Here is a 22,798-nt window from a genome sequence, read left to right on the forward strand (position 1 = left end):
GCGGCGCCATTTATGGCGCATTATCAACTCAGCTTTCAGTCAATCTCTGGTCTCGTCATCTCAAATCCTTTCACGATTTTTCAGCGGTTTAGCGCATCGGTTCCTGATCGGCATTTCGGCGTTTTTACCGGCCAAATTGGCGATTTTTGATGGTGTGACAGAGAGTTAGTGCCGGTTTTTCAGATAAAGATTATACTTGCTCGACCGGCCGATCCTGCATAATCGACCCCACGTATTCACTTCATGAAATGGAATAAATATGACCAAGCTTAAAGCAGTAATCCCCGTTGCGGGTCTCGGTATGCATATGCTTCCTGCGACGAAAGCCATTCCGAAAGAGATGCTGCCAATTGTCGACAAACCAATGATTCAATACATTGTTGACGAATGCGTCGCGGCTGGCATCAAGGAGATTGTGCTGGTCACCCATGCTTCCAAAAATGCAGTGGAAAACCACTTCGATACCACTTACGAGCTGGAAGCGCTGCTAGAAGCGCGCGTTAAACGTCAGCTGCTGAGCGAAGTGCAGTCAATCTGTCCGCCGGGCGTGACCATCATGAACGTGCGTCAGGCCAACCCGTTAGGCCTGGGCCACTCTGTGCTGTGCGCGCGTCCAATGATTGGCGACAACCCATTTGTGGTGGTGCTGCCAGACGTGCTGTTGGATGACTCCACCGCTGACCACCTGCGTTATAACCTTGCCTCAATGGTTGCTCGCTTCGAAGATACCGGCCACAGCCAGGTGCTGGCGAAACACATGCCGGGCGAAGATCTCACTGAATACGGCGTGCTGACTACCGAAGAGCCGATTGATAACCCAGGCGATATCAGCACCATCACCAGCTTTGTTGAGAAGCCAGAAGCGGGTTCTACCGATTCTGACCTGACAGCAGTTGGCCGTTATGTGCTCTCTGCCGATATCTGGGAAGAGCTGGAGCGCACTGAGCCGGGCGCATGGGGCCGTATTCAGCTGACCGATGCTATCGCCTCTCTGAGCAAGAAGAAGCCGGTTGATGTGCAGCTGCTAACCGGTACCAGTTACGACTGCGGCCGTAAACTCGGTTATATGCAGGCATTCGTTTCTTACGGCTTGCGTAACAACGATCAGGGCCGCGATTTCCGCGAATCTATTCAGAAAATCCTGGCGAAATAAGCTTTCTCATTATCTACCGCGCCTTTAGCGCGGTTTAAAGGAGTACACATGGCTATTTTGGTAACGGGCGGAGCGGGTTACATCGGCTCCCATACGGTGCTGGCGCTGTTAGAGCGCGGCGACGACGTTGTGGTCCTGGATAACCTTTGCAATGCTTCCCGCGAAGCCATCAACCGCGTGGAAAAGCTCTCAGGCAAAAAAGCGGTGTTCGTCGAAGGCGATATCCGCGATCGCGCCTGCCTGCGTGACCTGTTTGCCACTAACGATATCAGCGCTGTGATTCACTTCGCCGCACTGAAAGCCGTTGGTGAATCCACGCGCATGCCGCTGGAATACTACGAAAACAACGTGGCTGGCACCGTGGTGCTGCTGGAAGAGATGCGCGCTGCTGGCGTGTGGAACTTCATCTTCAGCTCATCTGCGACCGTTTATGGCGCCGATGCGCCGGTTCCTTACGTGGAAACCACGCCAATTGGCGGTACTACTAGCCCGTACGGTACTTCAAAGCTGATGATCGAATTCGTGATGCGCGACTTCGCGAAAGCCGATCCGAATTTCAAAGCCATCGCACTGCGCTACTTCAACCCGGTTGGGGCGCATGAGTCTGGTGAAATCGGTGAAGATCCAACCGGCATTCCTAATAACCTGCTGCCGTACATCGCGCAGGTGGCGATTGGCCGTCTTGAGAAGCTGGGCGTGTTTGGCGATGATTACGACACGCCGGATGGCACCGCACAGCGCGACTACATTCACGTTGTCGACCTGGCAGAAGGGCACCTAAAAGCGCTGGACCACTTAGCCAAAGTCGAAGGCTACAAAGCTTACAACCTCGGTGGCGGCGTGGGCTTCTCCGTGCTGGAGATGATCAAGGCGTTTGAGAAAGCGTCCGGTAAGCCGATTCCGTTCGAGTTTAAACCACGCCGTGACGGCGATTTGCCAGCGTTCTGGGCGGATGCGACTCTGGCGAACAATGAGCTGGACTGGCGCGTAACGCGCGGAATTGATGCCATGATGCGTGATACGTGGAACTGGCAGTCGAAGAATCCGAATGGATTTGAATAACAGATAATTAAAAAACTTAAAACCCGGTAAATGCCGGGTTTTTTTACGCCTGAATATTTTAAGCTCTGATTGCTTAGGTTGTTTTTTATTCAGGGTGTGCATATTAATGGCAGGAATACTCCTAAACGCAAATCTACTCCATCACACCCCATCTTACTGTTTTAGCGTTAAAAAAGTGGTGACTTTAATTGTTTGGAAAATCGACTATATTCTTGTGAGTCAACAGGTTGTACATATGTCGACCATTAAGAGGTTGTTAAGATTTCTAGCCAGGTCATCAGACAATAACCATGTTAATTCTGCAGCACAAAATGTATTATTTGCGGTGGTCTCGGAATAGGTCGATTCTTGCTGCAATTTTGACCATTTAACTTTCTGAGCTCGAAAACAGAGGAATGACTTGTTACACAGCATAGTGGTTGCTGCAAGCCAAGGGCGGTAGCGTGGCTATTTTATATTTTTGATGAAAAAATAACCCGCTGATAAATGATATAGCAGTCTAAAAAGACACATTAGAGGTTGTGGAATGTTACTTCCCGTAATCATGGCCGGAGGAACCGGCAGTCGTTTGTGGCCCCTTTCACGCGAACTCTATCCTAAGCAGTTCATTAGCCTGCATGGACAGCATTCAATGCTGCAGGAAACAGTAAATCGCCTGACTGGCGTAGAAGCCCGTGCTCCGCTGGTCATCTGCAACGAAGAGCATCGTTTTTTAGTTGCGGAGCAGCTTCGTCAAATTAACAAACTCTCCCACAATATTATTCTCGAACCGGTTGGTCGTAATACCGCACCGGCGATTGCTCTCGCTGCCATTAACGCGATTGAGCAGGGTGACGATCCCGTCCTATTGGTTCTGGCTGCCGATCATGTGATTGAAAACCGTGCTGCGTTTCATCAGGCAATTGCGACAGCGACTCAATATGCCAAGCAGGGGCATTTGGTCACTTTTGGTATTGTGCCGACAGGCCCAGAAACGGGCTATGGCTACATCCACCGTGGCGCGCAGATTGCAGATGCTAAAGACGCCCCATTTGGCGTACAGCGCTTTGTAGAGAAGCCGAATCTTAAAACAGCGGAAGATTATTTAGCGTCTGGTAAATATTACTGGAACAGCGGTATGTTCATGTTCCGCGCTAAACGTTACCTGCAAGAGCTGGAAAAATTCCGTCCCGATATTCTTGACGCTTGTCGACGTGCCATGGCTGGCGTGCAGGAAGGGCAAGATTTTATCAATATTGATAAAGAAGATTTTATTGCCTGCCCGGATGAATCTGTCGATTACGCCGTAATGGAGCAAACCGATGCTGCAGTGGTTGTGCCACTTGATGCCGGTTGGAGCGATGTCGGTTCCTGGTCAGCGCTTTGGGAAGTGAATGAAAAAGATGCCGCGGGTAACTCACTCAAAGGCGATACTTTCCTGCATAACACCAAAAACTGCTATATCAACAGTGAAGACCAGTTAGTTGCAGCTATTGGCGTGGAAAATCTTGTCATCGTTAACACTAAAGATGCAGTACTCGTCGCGCGTAAAGATCAGGTGCAAGACGTTAAGCGCGTGGTTGAATTTTTGAAAAGCGAATGCCGTAGCGAATACCGTCGCCATCGTGAAACCTATTGGCCTTGGGGTCGCTGCGATCTGGTGGTCAATACGGGGCGCTTTAATGTGAACCGAATTACCGTAAAACCGGGTGAAGCGTTCGAGTTGCAGATGCATTACCACCGCACCGAGCACTGGGTCATTCTCTCCGGCACTGCGAAAGTGACCATTCAGGATAAGACTTTGTTGTTGACTGAAAACCAATCGACCTTTATTCCAATTGGTCACCAGCACACGCTGGAGAACCCAGGGAAAATTCCTCTGGAACTGCTTGAGATTCAGTCTGGCTCATATTTGGGTGATGACGACCTGATTTTGATTAAAGAACAATTTGCCCCTAAAGAAGGACAATAATAAAAATGGATGCACTGACGTGTTTTAAAGCTTATGACATTCGTGGTGAGCTGGGCAAAGAGCTAAACGAAGATATTGCTTATCGTATTGGTCGCGCTTATGGCGAATTCCTTAAACCAAAAACCATTGTTGTTGGTGGCGATGTCCGCCTGACTAGCGAAGCACTTAAAATGGCGCTGGCCAATGGTTTAATGGATGCCGGTACGGATGTACTTGATATTGGCATGAGTGGCACTGAAGAGATTTATTTCGCTACTTTCCATTTAGGTATCGATGGTGGTATTGAAGTGACGGCCAGCCATAATCCAATGAACTATAATGGAATGAAATTGGTGCGCGAAGGCGCGCGCCCAATCAGCGGCGACACTGGTTTGCGTGATGTGCAACGTCTGGCAGAAGCCAATGAGTTTGCTAATGTCGATAGCACCAAGCGTGGCAGCTATAAGCAAATCTCAATTTTAGATGCTTATGTCGACCATTTGATGGGCTATATCAATCTGGCTAATTTTAAACAGCCAATGAAGCTGGTGATTAACTCAGGTAACGGTGCCGCAGGCCACGTGATTGATGAGATCGAAAAGCGCTTTAAGCAGACAAACGTACCAGTCAGCTTTATTAAAGTTCATCATCAGGCCAATGGTAACTTTCCGAATGGAATCCCTAATCCTCTGTTGCCAGAGTGCCGCAAAGATACCTCAGATGCAGTGCGTGAGCATAATGCAGATATGGGTATCGCTTTCGACGGAGATTTTGACCGCTGTTTCTTGTTTGATGAAAATGCAGAGTTTATTGAAGGCTACTACATCGTAGGATTGTTGGCAGAGGCTTTCCTTAAGAAAGAGCAGGGTGCCAAAATTATCCATGATCCGCGGCTGACCTGGAACACGATTGATGTCGTGACGAAAGCAGGTGGGATTCCAGTGATGTCTAAAACTGGACATGCATTTATTAAAGAACGTATGCGTGAAGAAGATGCAATTTATGGCGGCGAAATGAGCGCGCATCACTATTTCCGTGATTTTGCTTATTGTGATAGCGGAATGATTCCTTGGCTTTTGGTGGCTGAACTGTTGGCGGTGAAAGGTCAAACGCTATCGCAGCAAGTAGAAGAAAGGATGAAGGCATTTCCTTGTAGTGGTGAGATTAATTCAAAAGTCGAAGACGTGTCTTCTAAAATCAACTTCATTAAAAAACGCTATTCAAAAGCTGAGTGTATTGTTGACTCAACGGATGGTATTAGCATTGATTATGATGATTGGCGTTTTAATATACGTTCTTCTAACACAGAGCCATTAATGCGCCTTAACGTAGAGGCAAAAAATGATGCTTCACTTATGAAAGAAAAAACTGATGAACTTTTAAGTGTGATTAATGGAGTTGAGTAGTGAGAAATAACCTAATTGCACTTTATAACTACCGTGGGTTTATCTGGAGTAGTGTTAAGCGAGATTTCCAATCACGCTATCAGATGAGTATTCTAGGCGCAACTTGGCTTGTTCTACAACCATTAGCGATGATCACTGTTTATACGGTGATTTTTTCACAGTTAATGCAAGCAAGGTTGCCCCAGGCTACAGGTCCTTTCGCATATAGTATATATTTATGTTCAGGGATATTAACATGGGGATTGTTTGCTGAAATTTTATCTCGCATGCAAGTGGTCTTCATTGAAAATGCTAATTTGATAAAAAAAGTCACTTTTCCCAGAATTTGTTTGCCCGTTATTGTAATAGTATCCTGCATACTAAATTTTTTAATTATTTTTTCTTTGTTCCTTGTCTTTTTGATTTTTTCAGGGAATTTTCCAATAGGTAACATTTTCTACGTAATACCTATTCTGTTAATGCAGATATTATTTGCAAGTGGATTGGGAGTTACTCTAGGCGTATTAAATGTATTTTTTAGGGATGTTGGTCAATTCGTAACTGTGCTTTTGCAGTTTTGGTTTTGGTTCACGCCGGTGGTTTACGTCTATAATACACTTCCAGTTTGGGCACAAGGCTGGCTAGGATTTAATCCCATGACATCCATTATTAATGGATATCATGACATTTTTGTTCACAATACTGTGCCAAGTTTTTACGCTATGAAATGGACGGCATTAATTGCCGTTGTTTTCTGCGTATTAGGATTCTATTTATTTAGAAAGCATGCAGCAGATATGGTGGACGAACTGTAATGTATAGCATAAAAGTTGAAAACGTCAGTAAAAGCTATAAACAATATCCACGTAAAATTGACCGATTAATTGAATGGATAACACCAGGTAAACGTCAACGTTTCCACGAAAAAAATGTACTTAAAAATATTTCATTTGAAATAGAGAAAGGTGAGGCTGTCGGTATCATTGGTGTGAATGGTGCTGGAAAAAGTACATTACTGAAAATTATAACGGGTACAACTTCGGCGACATCAGGCCAGGTTAAATCTGATGGGCGAATTGCAGCATTACTTGAACTAGGTATGGGTTTTCATCCCGATTTTAGTGGGCGACAAAATGCAATAATTGCAGGCCAGCTATTGGGAATCACCGAAGAAGATATGGATGAAGTGATTCGTGATGTAGAAAACTTTGCAGGTATCGGTGATTATTTCGATTCCCCAGTGCGTACATATTCGAGTGGCATGCAAGCTCGTGTTGCCTTTTCAGTCGCGACAGCAGTTAAAGCAGACATTTTGATCGTTGACGAAGCGCTTAGTGTCGGTGATCTGGCGTTTCAAGCAAAGTGTATGCAGCGCATGAATAAAATGCTTGAAGATAATGTGACGATACTTTTCGTAAGTCATGCGCTCTTTCAGGTTCGTCAGTTTTGCTCAAGAGCTGTTTATATTGCTGATGGTGAGGTAAAAGCTTTTGGCCCAGCAGGAAAAGTCTGCGATCTTTACCAAAACTCATTAGTTGAAAATAAAGTATCAATCAAAGAGCAAGAAAGCACTGGGTTAATATTTAATCAAAAGCTTGACCCCGATATCTCGATTAATCCTACATTGAGACAAAATTCCTTACAGGAAAGCGCTGGAAGTCTTGAACTGGAATTTCTTGATTTTAAACTTTTGGATGATGCTGGAGAAGAAGTAGCAACTCTGTATGCTAAAGACAAAGTAACCGTCCAGGCAGTAATTAGATGCAATAGAGATGTGCCGTCGGGGGCTTGTGTTGGAATGCTTATCGGCGATAAAAATGGCTTCCCGATATTGAGTATGAATTCTAACTATTATGGTGTCCGACTAGACAGTCTTCGGTCTGGTGAACATGTCATTATTAGTTGGAACTTTGACATGCCATTTTATATGGGTGAGTACCGCATCGATATTGGCATTAAGCCTGAAGCTTATGCATCTGTTTTTTATGACAGAATATTCTGTGTAAAAGTATTTACGGTCAATACTCCCGTAGAGCTTTTAAAAGAAAATTTCGGTGGAATGCTACATATTCCTGCAGAAATAAAAATAATAAAGAAATAACACATTCATATATGGAAAAATATTAATAACTCGAGGCTAACGTCAGTAATGGTAAGTAAGAAATCAAAGTATCTATTCTTTTGGCTTCCGTATGATGTCAAATATTCCTATGAAACATTTCTGACCGCATTTTACTTGAGTGTTAAACGCTTCCCAAGTGATGATGCCTTGCATATTGGGCATGAAAAAATCTTCCAATCTGTACCATCTCACATACCTAATAATTGGTTGCAGGACTTCAATTCATCATTACCTACTGATGATGAGTTGAAAAATCTTGATAAAATTCTTTGGACTAATGAAGTATTTTCAACACTTGAACAGGAAGTGAAATCTAAAAATATTGTATGGGAACATATTCTAACTAGAGAATATGAACCACTCATGAAGCTTTTTGAAGAACAATTGCAAGAAATACGTAATGATTGTGATGTCAAAGCGATAGTTTTATGGTCGAACTGCCCCTCAATTAAAGCGATTGCAAAAAAATACAATATTCCTGTCATCCACAATGAGATGGGGCCTTTAAGGGGGCCGACTTATCTACCAACCTGTTATTTTGACTTTAGTGGTGTAAATGGAAATACTGAGTCGGCGAGCCGATATGAAAATTACAAATCTGCTGAAGATAACTATTCAAAGTTAGGACGAACCGCACTCTTAAGTCTTTTTTTAAAAGATGTTAAACCTATTCGAAATTTTGATGAGTATGAAATCGGTGTACCTCTTCAGGTTGAAGATGACTCAAATATAATTGCATTTAGCAATGGTTTTGATAATACAGAACTCATCAATTATTCGAAAAGTAAGTATAACGATGTATTAATTAGACAACATCCTTTTGGGCGCGTTGAATACAAAGATATAGTTACTGGAAGTGAAAATTACACACCTCAGGAATTTATTGCTTTATGTCGAAAGATTATAACAATTAATTCAAGCATGGGTCTCGAAGCGATGCTTTGGGGAAAACCAAGTGAAATTATCGGTGATTCACCGTTTGCCTTCATAAATAAATATGACGATTTATTTATTGAAAAACTACGATTTGCATTGCTGAATTATTTAGTTCCGTTCGATTTTTTATTCAATAAAGAATACTATGACTGGCGTATTACTTTCCCAGGTGAAGATAACATTGCTGAGAAACATTTGTTTTTCTATGCTGAATCTAAACATGGCTGGAAAAAAAGTAACATTAAGATTTCTGAAATGGCTACTGATTTAGAAAGTATCTATTTTAGAAATTTAAGTTTGCAATTTAAAGATATTGAAAAAAAGCTCAATGCAAATATTGAAAAGAAAAATGAAGAATTGAAAGCATTTAACAGCAATGCTGAATTGTTAATAATCAAAAATGAAATTTTAGAGATAAAAAGCAAAAACAAAGAATTAGCAGATCAGTTGTGGTACCACCAACATGTGCTGAGTAAAGTTTACGATAGTAAGTCATGGCGACTTACCAAACCGTTACGATCAATAAATAGTTTAAAGATAAAATGGTGTAAGCCTATCCAAGTCAGACAAAAAATAATGAGGTTAATAATAGCAGTAGCAAAAAAATCACTCTCGAATTATCAAGTTAGAAAGCTTGTAGTATTTGTTGCAAAGAAATCCGGTCTGTATGGTAAGTTAAAATCACTCTATTTACACGGGGTGAATAACAACAAATCGTCAGTGGTCAGTGTCAGGGATGAAAATGATAACTCCAGAGACACTTTGATCAATATGAAAAAGATCAAAATGCTCAAAAAGCAAAGAGGGAACGAGTGATGCGCATAGCTATTGATATGCAAGGATTACAATCAGAGAGTCGATTTCGAGGAATAGGTCGTTATACACGTGCAATTATCAAGTCTCTGATTAAGTTAGCAATAAGTAAAGACCATGAAATCATTTTGATAGCTAATGGTGCGTTTCCCGCTAGGGACCTAGTGAATGAATTCACGCCTTTAGTGGGACGATCTTCATTAAAATTCTGGCATCCTGCAGGTCCTTGTGCTTATGAACAAATTTCAAACCACCATAATAATAATAATGCAAAAATAATCAGAGAGGCGTTTTTCAAAAGCCATAAGCCTGACGTCATTTATATTCCCGCTATGTTTGAAGGTTATCAGGACGACAGTGTATTAAGTGTTGGTAAATTTGATAAGACCACTCCTATTGTGACAACGTTATATGATCTAATACCATTACATAATCCTGAGCAATATTTAGACCCTAATCCGAACTATAAAAAATTTTATCTTGAAAAGATTGCATATTTGAAAGTATGTAAAAAATTATTATCCATTTCTGCTTTTTCGAAGCAAGAGGGTGAAGAATATTTCAAAGATAAAGCTGATGACATCGTTAACATTTCAACAGCATGTGATGATATTTTCAGAGTTATTGATTTGAGTGCCTCTGAAATTGATTCATTAAAGATGAAGTTTAATATTAGTAAGCCCTATATTATGTATTCGGGTGGGGCTGATGAGCGCAAAAATCTTCCAGCACTGCTAAAGGCGTTAAGTGAGTTACCTGCAGAAATTCGAAATAAATATGATTTCTTGTTAGCAGGAAAGCTATCACAATTTGACATCGATAATTTATTTTATCATGCTAAAAAATACAAATTAGAACATATGTCAATGATTATAACTGGCTACGTATCAGATGAGGAACTAGTCAAGTTATATAACCTTTGTAAGATATTTGTGTTCCCTAGCAAACATGAAGGTTTTGGCTTGCCAGCGCTTGAAGCATTAGCTTGTGGTGCCGTGGTAATTGGTGCAGGCAATACCAGCTTGCCAGAAGTGATTGGTAATGATGAAGCTTTATTTGATCCATTTAATATCTCAGATATTAAAGAGAAAATTCTCAATGTTCTGACAGATGAAATTCTGTACCAAGATCTTAAAGATAAAGGGTTGTCTCGCGCTCAAGCATTTTCTTGGGATACCTCTGCAGAGGTCGCGCTTAGCACTCTTGAAAAAGTAGCAAAAGAAAATCCGATTTTTACAAAGAATACAACAAGCAATGCTAAAAAAAGATTAGCATTTTTTACACCGTTAAGCCCAGCTCGCTCTGGAATTGCCCTTTATAGCGAAGAGTTGTTACCAGCATTATCTAAGTATTATAAAATTGATGTGGTAATTGATGAGACACAATCTGATTTCCGTAACAATGATAATTACTCAATTATTACTAAAAAAGAGTTTTTAGATAATGCCCATGGCTACGAGCGCATTCTTTACCAAATGGGGAATTCAGTATTTCATGATTATATGCATGAGATCCTTGAGATTTATCCCGGTGTTGTTTGTATGCATGATTTCTACCTTAGTAACTATTATCGCTACAAAGAAACCCATGCTGGCTTAGAACGTAAGTGGTGTGAGCAATTGATATCATCTCATGGTTATAAAGCCTTAATTGAAAGGGCTGAAATAAATGATGATGAACAAATAATGATTCACTACCCATCAAACTTTAACGTTTTGAGCAATGCCATTGCTGTAATAGTCCACTCGGATCATGCAAAGCATCTAGCGAGAAAATGGTATAAAAACAGTATGTTCCTTGATTGGGAACGTATTCCATTATTACGCGCAGCACCTTTATCCCGTGATAAAAAAAATGCGCGTAAAGTATTAAATATTGATGATGATACAATTTTAATTTGTTCTTTTGGTCTTCTCGATCAATCAAAACTAAACCACACTTTAATTGAAGCCCTAGCAATATCATTAAAAAATGGAAATAAAAAAATAAAGATGGTGTTTGTTGGCGAATTAGGTGGTGATTATAAAATAACTATTGAATCATTAATTGATAAATTAAAACTTGGATCGGTTGTTGAGGTTACTGGTTGGGCGTCAGATTTACTGTATTGTCAATATTTGGCGGCAGCTGACATAAGTGTGCAACTTCGTTCCTTATCGCGAGGTGAAACCTCGGCTGCGGTCCTTGATTGTATGAACTATGGTTTAGCTACAATTGTTAATGCTAATGGTTCAATGGCTGAATTACCTGACGATAAGCTTATAAAGCTTAATGATCAGTTTGATATTAAAGATCTTGTGTTGGCTTTAGAAAATTTAATTTTCGATGATACATTGAGAAAGAAATTAGGCCAGCTTTCAATGCAATTTATCGAAGATATACATAGTCCTTCAAATAGTGCAGAATCATGCTTTAATCACATTGAAGCTGGTTATAACGCTGTCAATGTTACTATAAACAATGTGATTGAAAAACTAGACTTGAATGAAAAGGAGTATGCGCATTACGCGGGCTTACTTACCAATAACTTCCCACGCCTCAAATCTAAAAAAAGAATTTATTTTGATGTTTCATTAATCAAAAATTCTGATTTGTGGACCGGAATTGAACGCGTGACTCGCTGCTTGTTAATTGAGCTAATCCAATTAGCAGATAGTAATTTTGATATTACACCTGTTTATTTGCAAAAAGAAAATGATTATTTTGCAATGCGGGAAGCTAATAGTTTCATGGCTAAGCTTTATCCGGGAATAACTCCTTATTTAGGACCGGACAGATGCGTTGATATTAATGATGGCGATATTTATCTTTCATCTGAATTAGCTTGTGATTTAGTCATCGAAGCTGAGATGTGTGGTTTTTATGAGTCATTAATAAAGCAAAATGTAAAAATAGCATTTATAATTCATGATATCCTGCCAGTAACTAAAACTCATTTCTTCCCTCCAGGGAGTAATGATGGCTTTTCGAAATGGCTTGACATAGTTATTGGATATTCAGATCAAATTGTGTGCGACACAAATGCAGTCGTACACGAAGTAAAAAAATATATTCTCGATAAAAAATTGCAAAATCCAAGATTGAAATTTGATTATTCTCACCTCGGTGCGGATATATCATCAACTTTGCCTTCCGGAGGAATTGAATCCCTTGATCTTGACAAGGTTGATCAAATTAATGAGAATCTTTCTTTTTTAATGGTTGGAACCCTTGAACCTCGTAAAGGGCACCTGCAAGCTATAGCGGCATTCGATAGACTTTGGAAAGAAGGTTCGGAATCTAATTTGGTTATTGTCGGCAAAGAAGGTTGGAAAGGATTACCTGATAATGCACGCAGAACCATACCTGAAATGGTTGATGTGATTAAAAATCATCCGCTTTTAAATCAGAAATTATTCTGGTTTGATAATGCTAGCGATGAATTATTAAGCAAACTATATCAAAATGCCGACTGCCTATTATACCCATCCGAAGATGAAGGTTTTGGACTGCCTCTGATTGAGGCATCACAGCATAACAAACCACTTATATCACGCGACATCCCTGTGCTGCGTGAGGTTGCAGGGGATGGTGCGTATTACTTCAGGTCTAACCACCCAGAAGCATTAGCTGATGCTGTTAAGGCGTGGTCAATACTTTATGAGAAAAATTCTCATCCTAGCTCATCTTCGATAAATTGGTTGAGCTGGTCACAAAGTGCTAAAAATCTAATTTCAAAACTCATTGATTAAAAGGTTATTTTTAAATGAAAAGCGCAGTTATCACAGGTATTACAGGACAAGATGGTGCCTACCTTGCAGAGCTTTTACTGAATAAAGGCTACCATGTTTATGGTACTTACCGCCGCACAAGCTCTGTAAATTTCTGGCGTATTGAAGAATTAGGTATTAAAAATCACCCTCAATTACATTTAGTCGAGTATGATTTGACCGATCTCTCATCCAGCATTCGTTTGCTGCAGGAAAGTAAAGCGACAGAAGTTTATAACCTCGCAGCACAGAGTTTTGTTGGTGTTTCTTTTGATCAACCCCTAACTACTGCCGAAATTACTGGTATTGGGCCAGTGAACCTCCTTGAAGCTATCCGTATTGTAAATCCGCAGATCCGTTTCTATCAGGCATCTACCTCTGAAATGTTCGGTAAAGTTCAAGCAATACCGCAAAAAGAAGATACGCCATTCTACCCACGCAGCCCTTATGGCGTTGCTAAGTTATATGCTCACTGGATGACGATCAACTATCGTGAAAGCTATAACATTTTTGCTTCAAGTGGAATCTTGTTCAATCATGAATCTCCACTGCGTGGGCAAGAATTCGTCACGCGTAAAATTACTGATTCAGTTGCTAAAATTAAGCTTGGAAAACTTGACGTTCTTGAATTGGGCAATATGGATGCTAAGCGCGATTGGGGTTTTGCAAAAGAATATGTTGAAGGTATGTGGCTGATGCTGCAAGCCGAACACCCTGACACCTTTGTACTGGCAACAAACCGCACCGAGACTGTACGTGATTTCGTATCGATGGCGTTTAAAGCTGCAAACATCGAGTTACGTTTCGAGGGTAAAGACGAAGAAGAAGTTGCTGTAGACGTGGCAACGGGCAAGATTGTTGTAAAAGTGAATCCTAAGTTCTATCGTCCTGCTGAAGTGGAGTTGCTGATTGGGGATCCAGAACGAGCTAAAAATGTTCTAGGCTGGGAACCAAAAACCACGTTAGAAGAACTTTGCGCTATGATGGTGGCAGAAGATATGCGTCGTAACGAACAAGGATTCTCATTCTAATATGACAAATGGCAAAAAAGCATTGATCACTGGCATCAAGGGCTTTACGGGCCATTATATGGCAGCGGAATTATCCGCTGCCGGATATGATGTATATGGTCTAGGCTCAGCTTCAGATAATGCAGATAAATATTTTCAGGTTGATCTTACCGACAATTTGCAGGTTAAAGCAGTTGTAGATGCAATTTCACCTGACATAGTGGTTCATCTTGCAGCTATTGCATTCGTTGGCCACGCTAATCCAAATGCTTTTTATGATGTTAATGTATCGGGAACGCGTAATTTGCTGGTTGCTTTGGCTGATACTTCAAAAAAACCCGAAGCGATATTATTAGCTAGCAGTGCAAATGTATATGGAAATAATACACCCGGAAAACTGAGCGAAGATGTTTCTGCCAACCCAGCAAATGATTATGCGGTTAGTAAATTGGCTATGGAGTATATGGCTTGGTTGTTCAAAGATAAGCTCCCGCTGATTATTGTTAGACCATTTAATTACACTGGAATTGGACAGGCAGAAAATTTTCTTATTCCCAAGATTGTCAAACATTTTCGTGAACGTAAGGAATTTATTGAGTTAGGTAATATAGATGTATGGCGTGATTTCACAGATGTTCGCGATTTAGTAAAAAAATACTCATTGTTATTACAGAGTAATGTTTTTGGTAAAACGATTAATGTTGCTTCAGGTGTTATGTATTCATTGCGTGAAGTTGTTGAGATATGCGAAGAACTTACCGGTCATGAAATTAAAATTGTAGTAAATCCCACTTTCGTAAGACCCAATGAAATAAAAGAATTATGTGGTGATATTAGTTTATTGAGCAGTATAATAAATTACCAGCAGGAAAACATTCCACTAAGAGAAACATTAAAATGGATGCTGGAAATATAAAGTTAAATATAATTTTTTCTACAGACTGCATTAGATATCCATTAACAGGCATAGGTCGATACGCTTTTGAGCTTGCTAAAGAGCTTGAATTTCGTAAAGATCAATTGAAACTAACTTATTTGCATGGCGTTAGTATACGTAAAAAGTTAATTATTGCTGAAGAGTCATCTAAAGCTGCACAATCCATAAAGCAACAAATTAAAAAGAGCAAATTAGCTAGTGAAGTCTACCGGTTGACCGTACCTTATGCTAAATCATTAGTGTTAAGCAAACTCAAAGACCAAATTTTTCATAGCCCTAACTATTATTTACCGCCTAAGGTTAAATGTTCTGTAGCGACTATACATGACCTATCCGTATTTCATTGGCCACAATTTCATCCAGCCGGTCGTGTTAAGTTATTACAGAAAGAGCTAATCAGTAGTGTCAAACATGCCAATGCGCTTATTACAGATTCGCACTTTACGAAAAATGAAGTGGTAAATTACTTTGGGCTTGATAAAGATAAAGTTGTGGTTGCACCATTGGCATGCAACGCTGATTTTCACCAAAGAAATGAAAGCGAAGTGCAATCGATATTAAACAAATATAATTTAAGATGGAAATCTTATTTTCTATATACCGGGACTATCGAACCTCGGAAGAACATATTAACACTGCTGAAAGCATATGACAGTTTGTCAGCTATTGAAAAGAAAAACTTCCCCTTAGTTATTAGCGGTTATAATGGCTGGGATAATGAGGACCTTTTTAGATTGTTTCGTAAGGGGCAAAATGAGGGTTGGTTGAAATATCTCGGGTTTGTTCCGGGGAATGATCTTCCCGCATTATATAGTGCTGCAAATAGTTTCGTTTTCCCTTCAATTTATGAAGGCTTTGGTTTACCTGTGCTAGAAGCAATGGCTTCAGGTACGCCAGTAATATGTTCCAACGTGAGTTCTTTACCAGAAGTCGTTGGTAATGCTGCACTAACACATGATCCACAAGACGTTGATAATCTCTCTTTTTATCTTAGAATGATGATTGAAGATATTGATAAAAGACAGTTAATGATAGATTCGGGGCTTGCCAGAGCAAAGCAATTCACTTGGTCACTATGTGCAGATAAGACAATCGAAGCCTATAAGCAGGTCGCTGAATCCTTATGATAAAAGTTCTTCATTGCTACAAAACATATTATCCAGACACATTTGGCGGTATTGAGCAGGTTATCTATCAACTTGCTGAGGGAGGGGGAAGGGCAGGTATTGAGTCTACTGTTTTCACTCATAGTCCCCATGGTGCAAGTAATAACGAAAAAATAGACAGTCACTCTATTTATCGAGTTAAAACTTTATGTGAATTTGCTTCTACGCCGTTCTCATTTAAAGCCATTAGAGACTTTAAAGCTCTTGCGGCTGTCGCTGATATTATCCATTATCATTTTCCCTATCCTTTTATGGATTTTATGCATTTTGCATCGCGCATAAAAAAACCTTCTGTAGTGAGTTACCATTCAGATATTGTTAAGCAGAAGTCTTTATTAAAAATTTACTCTCCATTAATGAATGGTTTTTTAAAGAGTGTTGACCGAATAGTAGCGGCTTCACCAAATTATGTGGAAAGCAGTCCTACACTACAACAATTTAAAAATAAAGTTGATGTTATTCCCTATGGTTTGGATAAGAAGTTTTATCAAAATACTTCTTCAGCTGTGCTTGATAAGTGGCGCGCACGCTTTAGGTCTGGTTTTTTCCTTTTTGTTGGTACTTTTAGATATTACAAAGGGCTTCATATTCTTATCGAAGCCGCACAAAATAGCGTTTATCCGATAGTTGTTGTTGGTGCAGGCCCGATTGAAGCTGAACTTAAATATCAAGCAGATCAATTGGGCGTCAATAATATCTTCTTCTTAGGGGCGCTTGAAAATGAAGATAAGTCGGCGTTGTTACAACTTTGCACCTGTTTGGTTTTTCCTTCTCATTTACGGTCAGAAGCGTTTGGTATTTCCTTACTCGAAGGAGCACTGTATTCCAAGCCTCTTATTTCGAGTGAAATCGGTACGGGAACTACCTATATCAATATAGATAAGTTGACTGGATTGGTCGTACCGCCTTCAAATCCTGCCGCACTGCGGGCCGCAATGGATTCCATCTGGAACAATCCATCGCAAGCCCAAATCTACGGCAAAGCCGCATATGAGCGTTTTGAAGCTTTGTTCACAGCAGATCGGATGATTGAAAGTTACACAAATCTCTATAATTCCCTGTTAAATAAGTAGTTAATTTTAAGATTATTTCATTCCATCACCGCACCAATCATTACCCTTTATTGGCTATCCTGAGTTAACATATTGGTCACTTATAGGGTGGTGTTACTGGTAACACCATGCGGGACAACTGACAGGAGTATGTAATGTCCAAGCAACAGATCGGCGTTGTAGGTATGGCAGTTATGGGCCGTAATCTGGCTCTTAACATTGAGAGCCGCGGTTACACTGTTTCTATCTTCAACCGTTCGCGTGAAAAGACTGATGAAGTCATCGCTGAGAACCAAGGTAAGAAACTCGCTCCTTTTTATACTGTTGAAGAGTTTGTTGAATCATTGGAAAAACCACGTCGTATTCTATTGATGGTACAAGCAGGTGAAGCGACTGATAAAACTATCGCATCCCTTACTCCTCACTTGGACAAGGGCGATATCCTTATCGATGGCGGTAACACCTTCTATAAAGACACCATCCGTCGTAACAAAGAGCTGTCAGATCAAGGTTTCAACTTTATCGGCACCGGTGTTTCAGGTGGTGAAGAGGGCGCATTGAAAGGCCCTTCAATCATGCCGGGCGGTCAGAAAGAGGCTTACGAGCTGGTTGCACCAATCCTTGATGAAATTGCTGCACGTGCGGAAGATGGTGAAGCCTGTGTTGCCTACATCGGCCCGAATGGCGCTGGTCATTACGTGAAGATGGTGCACAATGGCATCGAATACGGCGATATGCAGCTGATTGCTGAAGCTTATGCTTTGCTGAAAGGTGCGTTAGGTCTGAACAATGAAGAGTTGGCTAAAACCTTCACTGAATGGAACAATGGTGAGCTGAGCAGCTACCTTATTGATATCACCAAAGACATCTTCACTAAGAAAGATGAAGACGGTAAATATTTGGTTGATGTAATCTTGGATGAAGCGGCGAACAAAGGGACCGGTAAATGGACCAGCCAGAGTTCACTGGATCTTGGTGAACCTCTGTCGCTGATCACTGAATCAGTATTTGCACGTTACTTGTCTTCGCTTAAGTCTCAACGTGTCGCAGCTTCTAAAGTTCTCAGTGGCCCGCAAGCTAAAGCCTTTACTGGTGATAAAACTGAGTTTGTTGAGAAAGTTCGTCGCGCTCTGTATTTGGGTAAAATTGTTTCTTATGCTCAAGGCTTCTCTCAGTTGCGTGCTGCATCAGAAGAGAATAACTGGGACCTGCATTATGGTGAGATTGCTAAGATCTTCCGTGCTGGTTGCATCATCCGCGCTCAGTTCTTGCAGAAAATCACCGATGCGTATGCAACAGATGCAAACATTGCAAACCTTCTACTAGATCCGTACTTCAAGAATATTGCAGACGAATATCAGCAGGCACTGCGTGATGTTGTTTCATATGCAATCCAGAATGGTATACCAACGCCAACCTTCTCTGCGGCAATTGCCTATTACGACAGTTATCGCTCAGAAGTTTTGCCAGCTAACCTGATCCAGGCTCAGCGTGATTACTTCGGTGCGCATACTTATAAGCGTATTGATAAAGACGGTGTGTTCCATACAGAGTGGCTAGATTAATTTTCGTGTAATTAAAAACGCTCCTTAGGGAGCGTTTTTATATAATTAATGGCACCAATGAAAACAAGTATCTAATAAAATCTTATGAGCCTGAAGAATTTTTTAGGGCTCAAGAAGCAATTTTACTGTAAAAATTCTAAACTTTTGAAAGCAAAGCTAATGTGTCGAAAATCACCATTATTTGGTTTGGCTGGGTTTTTCCAAATAATTTTTAAAATGTTGTTTTTCTTGAATAATGAGCCTTTTGATATTGGTAGTTTTAATGAGCCTTTAATCAAATCAAGTTTACCGTCAAATATCTTATTGCCATTTAATAAAATGCTCACTTCAGTGTCATCTTGATATAAAAAACCATTCAATTTTAATTGGCTAGGCATTGGTGAGTTGAAGTCAAAATCAAATGGAATATAAGATTCATCACCATCGCTCCAGCGAAATCCGTTCTCAACCACACTCCAGCCAATGCTATAGTTTAAATTCTCCAAGTTAAAATTGATAGGCGATAGCAAAGATGCTGTAGGTAACGGGTAAGGTATTACTCCAGATATTTTATCTCTGAATAATAAACAGCCAGCTGCAATGTTTTTATAAAGAATATTTTCCACGATTGAAACACTTCTAAAAACGCAAGTTGGCACAGTTTGTGAAGAATTACCCATTTCCTTTACGAGATTGCCATCTTTTATAACCATCAGGCTTTTTCCTTTTTTGAAATAATCCCTTGCATTAATCTCAGAATTTATTGAGCGCTCAACGATTATTTCATTTGTTGGGTTATAAAATCTTGGGTGATTTTCAATCATAAATTTTGCAGGTAATGATAATTGTGATGAATCACGTGCAAACCATTTGGTCTGGTTGATCATCAATAAAACTATTAGATGCGATAATACATACAGAGATAATAAAATCCTTTTTGAAGATTCTTTAGTGTATGAATTTATCAATTCGGCAAATGAAAAAACTATAAACACTGAATTCCAATAAACGTATCTTAGAACATCCGAGCCACCGGGATTCCAATTAGGTGTTGTTAAGCAGGGAATAGCGGTAATTATACTAATAAAAAGGAATAAAAATGATAATTGTAAACTCTCACTTCTATTGATTTTGGGAATATTAAAGACTAATAGTAACAATGCAATCAAAGAAAATGGCACGAGCAGAATCATACCTTGGTTTAAATCGAAATAAAACTCCCATAGACGATTTAAAGAAATTAAGCTTTTATCTGAATAACCATTGGCTACTATTAAATTACTTATTCCGTATTTATGATAGTAAAAAATACTCGGCATCAAAATAATGGCTGACATTAATGCGCCAAAAAACAAATGCTTTATAAATGATGGGGATAGTCTAAGTATGCTATCTTTCAACTTCTGACCAAAACCCATGTCAATTTTAACTGAATAGATAAAAATAATTACAGCTGCAAATGCAAGTGGTGGGTTTTGCATTGAGCAAGCAGCAAATATAAGTGAAGATGTTATGGGTTTTTTTTCTTTAAAATATATTAGTGCGATTATAATGGAGCTAAAGGTAATTGACTCCGGATGGTTCCAATTCAGATATTTAAACGTTGTCGGAGTTAACGTTGTCATTATTAGTATTATTTTGTAAAAATAACTCTCCTTAAGTTTAACTATTATAAGGATTATGGCTAATAAAATAAATACACTGTTCGTAAAAGCAAATGATACAGTTGGTGACTTTCCTAGTTTTTGATAAAAAAAGTATGCTGGAGCGTTAATGGCTGAGTAGCCAAAAAAGTGCCAAGAATAATAATCACCACTCTTTGATTCAAAATAAGCATGATTTTTAATATTTTTTTCAATACACACCCTTTCAGTAGCACACTCAAAAAAGGGATCATTGAAATTAGCATCCGACTTTTTAAAATAATGCAAAACATTCGAAGCATCATTTTGAGTCAACTCAGGAGATAAGTGGCTGCTTATGCCTTGTGACATTAGAATATACTCTTTGCCATCGCCAGTTATAGGATAATTTTTTTTGGCAAAATAAAAGAACAGCAAAGGAAGGATAATTAAAAACACTAAGGCTGAAATCAGTTTTTTATTAGTCATAAAATTATTTGTAGTTGATGATAAATATGCCAAGTATGATGAGCGCTGCACCGATGAAAATTTTAGCATTGAGTTCCTCACCAAAATATCCACCTAAAGCAATCAGTTGCAGTACTGCGAATGAAACCATTATTGGATAGGCTTTTGAGACAGACGCGTATTTCAAAGCTATTGAATATAAAATAAAACCAGCTCCGTAAAGAAAAATCGCAGGGATTTTACTTATCAGAATATTTTCAAAGATTTGAAATTTAAAAATACGGTCAGAATATTTTATCGCAACACTTGCTAGTGCGCTAAATGTTGCGCTTAAAAATAAAAGTAATAGGCTAATGTTATTCAATTGAGTGTGCCCGCTGAAAAAATAAATATAACTATGATTATCAATCCAATAATTTTACTTGGCAGATCTTTTAATGCAAAAGCAACAGGGTCATCATGCATTTCATCTCGCCATGTTAAAAGCCATATTCGGGTAAGCCAAATAAATAACAACGGCGATATAAAGTATAAAATTTCATAATTTGCAAGTGCTGATGTTTGCCTAACACTTTCAATATACAAAGTGAAAACGAGTATAGATATGTACCCGGCAGATATACCTGCTGATACAAGTATGGGAAGGTCGGATGGAGTATAGCCACGGCCAGCAATTTTTTTATTTAAATCAACTGCGCTTCTTAATTCAACAACTCGCTTTATAATTGCAAGGCTAAAAAATAAAAACATAGAAAAGCTTATTAACCAGTTTGATAAAATTATACCGGAAGCAGCTCCTCCTGCCAGAATTCTGATGGAGTAAAGTAGTGACAAGGTCGCTACATCAAAAACCATTAATTTTTTAAGCCAGAAAGAATAAAGCAAAGTTAATACATAATAAATCACTAAAATACTGATAAATTCTATTGGTAAGATTAAGCATAATAGCAACGTGCCAGCTAAGAGTAGCGTGGTAGCTAATGTTCCTTTGATAAGTGATATGTTCCCTGATGCTAATGGCCTAAATCTTTTCTTGCTGTGTTTCCTGTCAGCTTCTAGATCTAAAAGATCATTTAAAATATAAACACTTGATGCGCACAGTGAAAAAGTAATGAATGCTAAAATACATAAGAGTAATCCATTTATATTGGAAAATTGATGAGCTGCAATAAATGGGACAAATATTAGCGCATTTTTAGCCCACTGGTGTACACGCAACTGTTTCAACCATATTTTTATTGAGGGTTTTGGTGATTGAATTTTTTCAGCTATTGGTGAACTTACTTCACACTCGTATTTCTCAGGAAGATCTACAATTATAGCATTACGTGCATGCTCCCATACTTTTAGATCATCCTTAGAATTCCCCATATAGTCGAAATTCTTTTCACCAATTTCTTTGACAAGCTTTTTTGCTTTTTTACTGGCTGAGAGGTTTATTGTTACATCACTAGCAAGGACTTTATCAAAAATACCAATATGTTGAGCTATGGGATTAGCAATTAACTCATTTGCAGCAGTAACCAACCAAAGTTCTCTTCCTTTACTTTTCTCCGTAATCGCATAATCAATGACTTTTTCATTATAAGGCAATGTTGATGCATTTAGTTTTACTCGTGAGGCGATTTCATATTTAAGGACAGTTTTACCTTTTAGTAACCATAGAAGAATACTAAATACGTAGAATGGATTTTTCTTGACTAACAAGACCGCAGTTTCAACTAAAGTATCCGTACGAACTAAAGTGCCATCAAGATCAATACAGAGCGGAGAATCTACATTTTTCATATCAAATTTTTTTAAATCATAGACAGGAGCAAATAGTAACATTTATTTAGGACAATGCTCA

16 protein-coding genes are annotated in these 22,798 nt (G+C 39.4%); 13 read left to right on the top strand and 3 right to left on the bottom strand.

Annotation, left to right across the window (positions count from 1 at the left end; genetic code table 11):
• The first annotated feature begins 259 nt into the window (after positions 1-259).
• The 13 genes from galF to gndA all read left to right on the top strand — a co-directional run bounded on the left by galF (position 260) and on the right by gndA (position 18,880).
• The gene (gene galF / locus K5Y32_RS14860; protein ID WP_101763372.1) at positions 260-1,153 is read left to right on the top strand and encodes a UTP--glucose-1-phosphate uridylyltransferase GalF; all 894 of its coding nucleotides are present in this window, start codon (positions 260-262) and stop codon (positions 1,151-1,153) included.
• Between the two features lie 48 nt (positions 1,154-1,201).
• Positions 1,202-2,215, top strand: coding sequence for a UDP-glucose 4-epimerase GalE (gene galE / locus K5Y32_RS14865; protein WP_222184776.1), 1,014 nt, complete (start codon positions 1,202-1,204; stop codon positions 2,213-2,215).
• 526 nt (positions 2,216-2,741) lie between these two features.
• Positions 2,742-4,166: a mannose-1-phosphate guanylyltransferase/mannose-6-phosphate isomerase gene (locus K5Y32_RS14870; protein ID WP_222184778.1), complete on the top strand. Its 1,425-nt coding sequence runs from the start codon at positions 2,742-2,744 to the stop codon at positions 4,164-4,166.
• Between the two features lie 5 nt (positions 4,167-4,171).
• Positions 4,172-5,551: a phosphomannomutase CpsG gene (cpsG, locus tag K5Y32_RS14875; protein WP_222184780.1), complete on the top strand. Its 1,380-nt coding sequence runs from the start codon at positions 4,172-4,174 to the stop codon at positions 5,549-5,551.
• Positions 5,551-6,345 carry an ABC transporter permease gene (locus tag K5Y32_RS14880; protein ID WP_222184782.1) on the top strand — a complete coding sequence of 265 codons (795 nt, stop codon included), beginning with the start codon at positions 5,551-5,553 and terminating at the stop codon, positions 6,343-6,345. Before cpsG ends, K5Y32_RS14880 begins: the two co-directional genes overlap by 1 nt.
• On the top strand, positions 6,345-7,631 hold the full coding sequence (locus K5Y32_RS14885) for an ABC transporter ATP-binding protein (RefSeq protein ID WP_222184784.1): 1,287 nt from the start codon (positions 6,345-6,347) through the stop codon (positions 7,629-7,631). Before K5Y32_RS14880 ends, K5Y32_RS14885 begins: the two co-directional genes overlap by 1 nt.
• A gap of 48 nt (positions 7,632-7,679) precedes the next feature.
• Positions 7,680-9,404 carry a hypothetical protein gene (locus tag K5Y32_RS14890; protein ID WP_222184786.1) on the top strand — a complete coding sequence of 575 codons (1,725 nt, stop codon included), beginning with the start codon at positions 7,680-7,682 and terminating at the stop codon, positions 9,402-9,404.
• Positions 9,404-13,132, top strand: a complete 3,729-nt coding sequence (locus K5Y32_RS14895; RefSeq protein WP_222184788.1) for a glycosyltransferase — start codon at positions 9,404-9,406, stop codon at positions 13,130-13,132. Before K5Y32_RS14890 ends, K5Y32_RS14895 begins: the two co-directional genes overlap by 1 nt.
• A gap of 14 nt (positions 13,133-13,146) precedes the next feature.
• Positions 13,147-14,181, top strand: a complete 1,035-nt coding sequence (gmd, locus tag K5Y32_RS14900; protein ID WP_222184797.1) for a GDP-mannose 4,6-dehydratase — start codon at positions 13,147-13,149, stop codon at positions 14,179-14,181.
• 1 nt (position 14,182) lies between these two features.
• Entirely contained in the window at positions 14,183-15,076 is an 894-nt protein-coding gene (locus K5Y32_RS14905) for a GDP-mannose 4,6-dehydratase (protein ID WP_222184799.1), read from the top strand.
• A complete protein-coding gene (locus K5Y32_RS14910; protein ID WP_222184801.1) occupies positions 15,058-16,224 on the top strand; it encodes a glycosyltransferase family 1 protein in 1,167 nt (388 codons plus the stop codon). The genes K5Y32_RS14905 and K5Y32_RS14910 overlap by 19 nt, the downstream gene beginning before the upstream one ends.
• Positions 16,221-17,336: a glycosyltransferase family 4 protein gene (locus K5Y32_RS14915; RefSeq protein WP_255602664.1), complete on the top strand. Its 1,116-nt coding sequence runs from the start codon at positions 16,221-16,223 to the stop codon at positions 17,334-17,336. The genes K5Y32_RS14910 and K5Y32_RS14915 overlap by 4 nt, the downstream gene beginning before the upstream one ends.
• A 134-nt stretch (positions 17,337-17,470) precedes the next feature.
• Positions 17,471-18,880, top strand: a complete 1,410-nt coding sequence (gene gndA / locus K5Y32_RS14920) for an NADP-dependent phosphogluconate dehydrogenase (RefSeq protein WP_222184803.1) — start codon at positions 17,471-17,473, stop codon at positions 18,878-18,880.
• Positions 18,881-19,002: 122 nt separating this feature from the next.
• Here the strand turns inward: gndA and K5Y32_RS14925 are convergent, their stop codons facing one another.
• From K5Y32_RS14925 to K5Y32_RS14935, 3 genes are read right to left on the bottom strand one after another with little or no spacing between them, the layout of a single operon-like run.
• Positions 19,003-20,970 (bottom strand): hypothetical protein, encoded by a 1,968-nt coding sequence (locus K5Y32_RS14925; RefSeq protein ID WP_222184805.1) that lies wholly within the window; start codon positions 20,968-20,970, stop codon positions 19,003-19,005.
• A gap of 4 nt (positions 20,971-20,974) precedes the next feature.
• Entirely contained in the window at positions 20,975-21,313 is a 339-nt protein-coding gene (locus K5Y32_RS14930; RefSeq protein ID WP_222184806.1) for an EamA family transporter, read from the bottom strand.
• Complete coding sequence (locus tag K5Y32_RS14935) at positions 21,310-22,779, bottom strand: UbiA family prenyltransferase (RefSeq protein WP_222184816.1); 1,470 nt, start codon at positions 22,777-22,779, stop codon at positions 21,310-21,312. The genes K5Y32_RS14930 and K5Y32_RS14935 overlap by 4 nt, the downstream gene beginning before the upstream one ends.
• Positions 22,780-22,798: the final 19 nt, after the last annotated feature.

This window comes from Pantoea sp. DY-15 (genome assembly GCF_019795935.1).
Classification (GTDB): Bacteria; Pseudomonadota; Gammaproteobacteria; order Enterobacterales; family Enterobacteriaceae; genus Pantoea; species Pantoea leporis.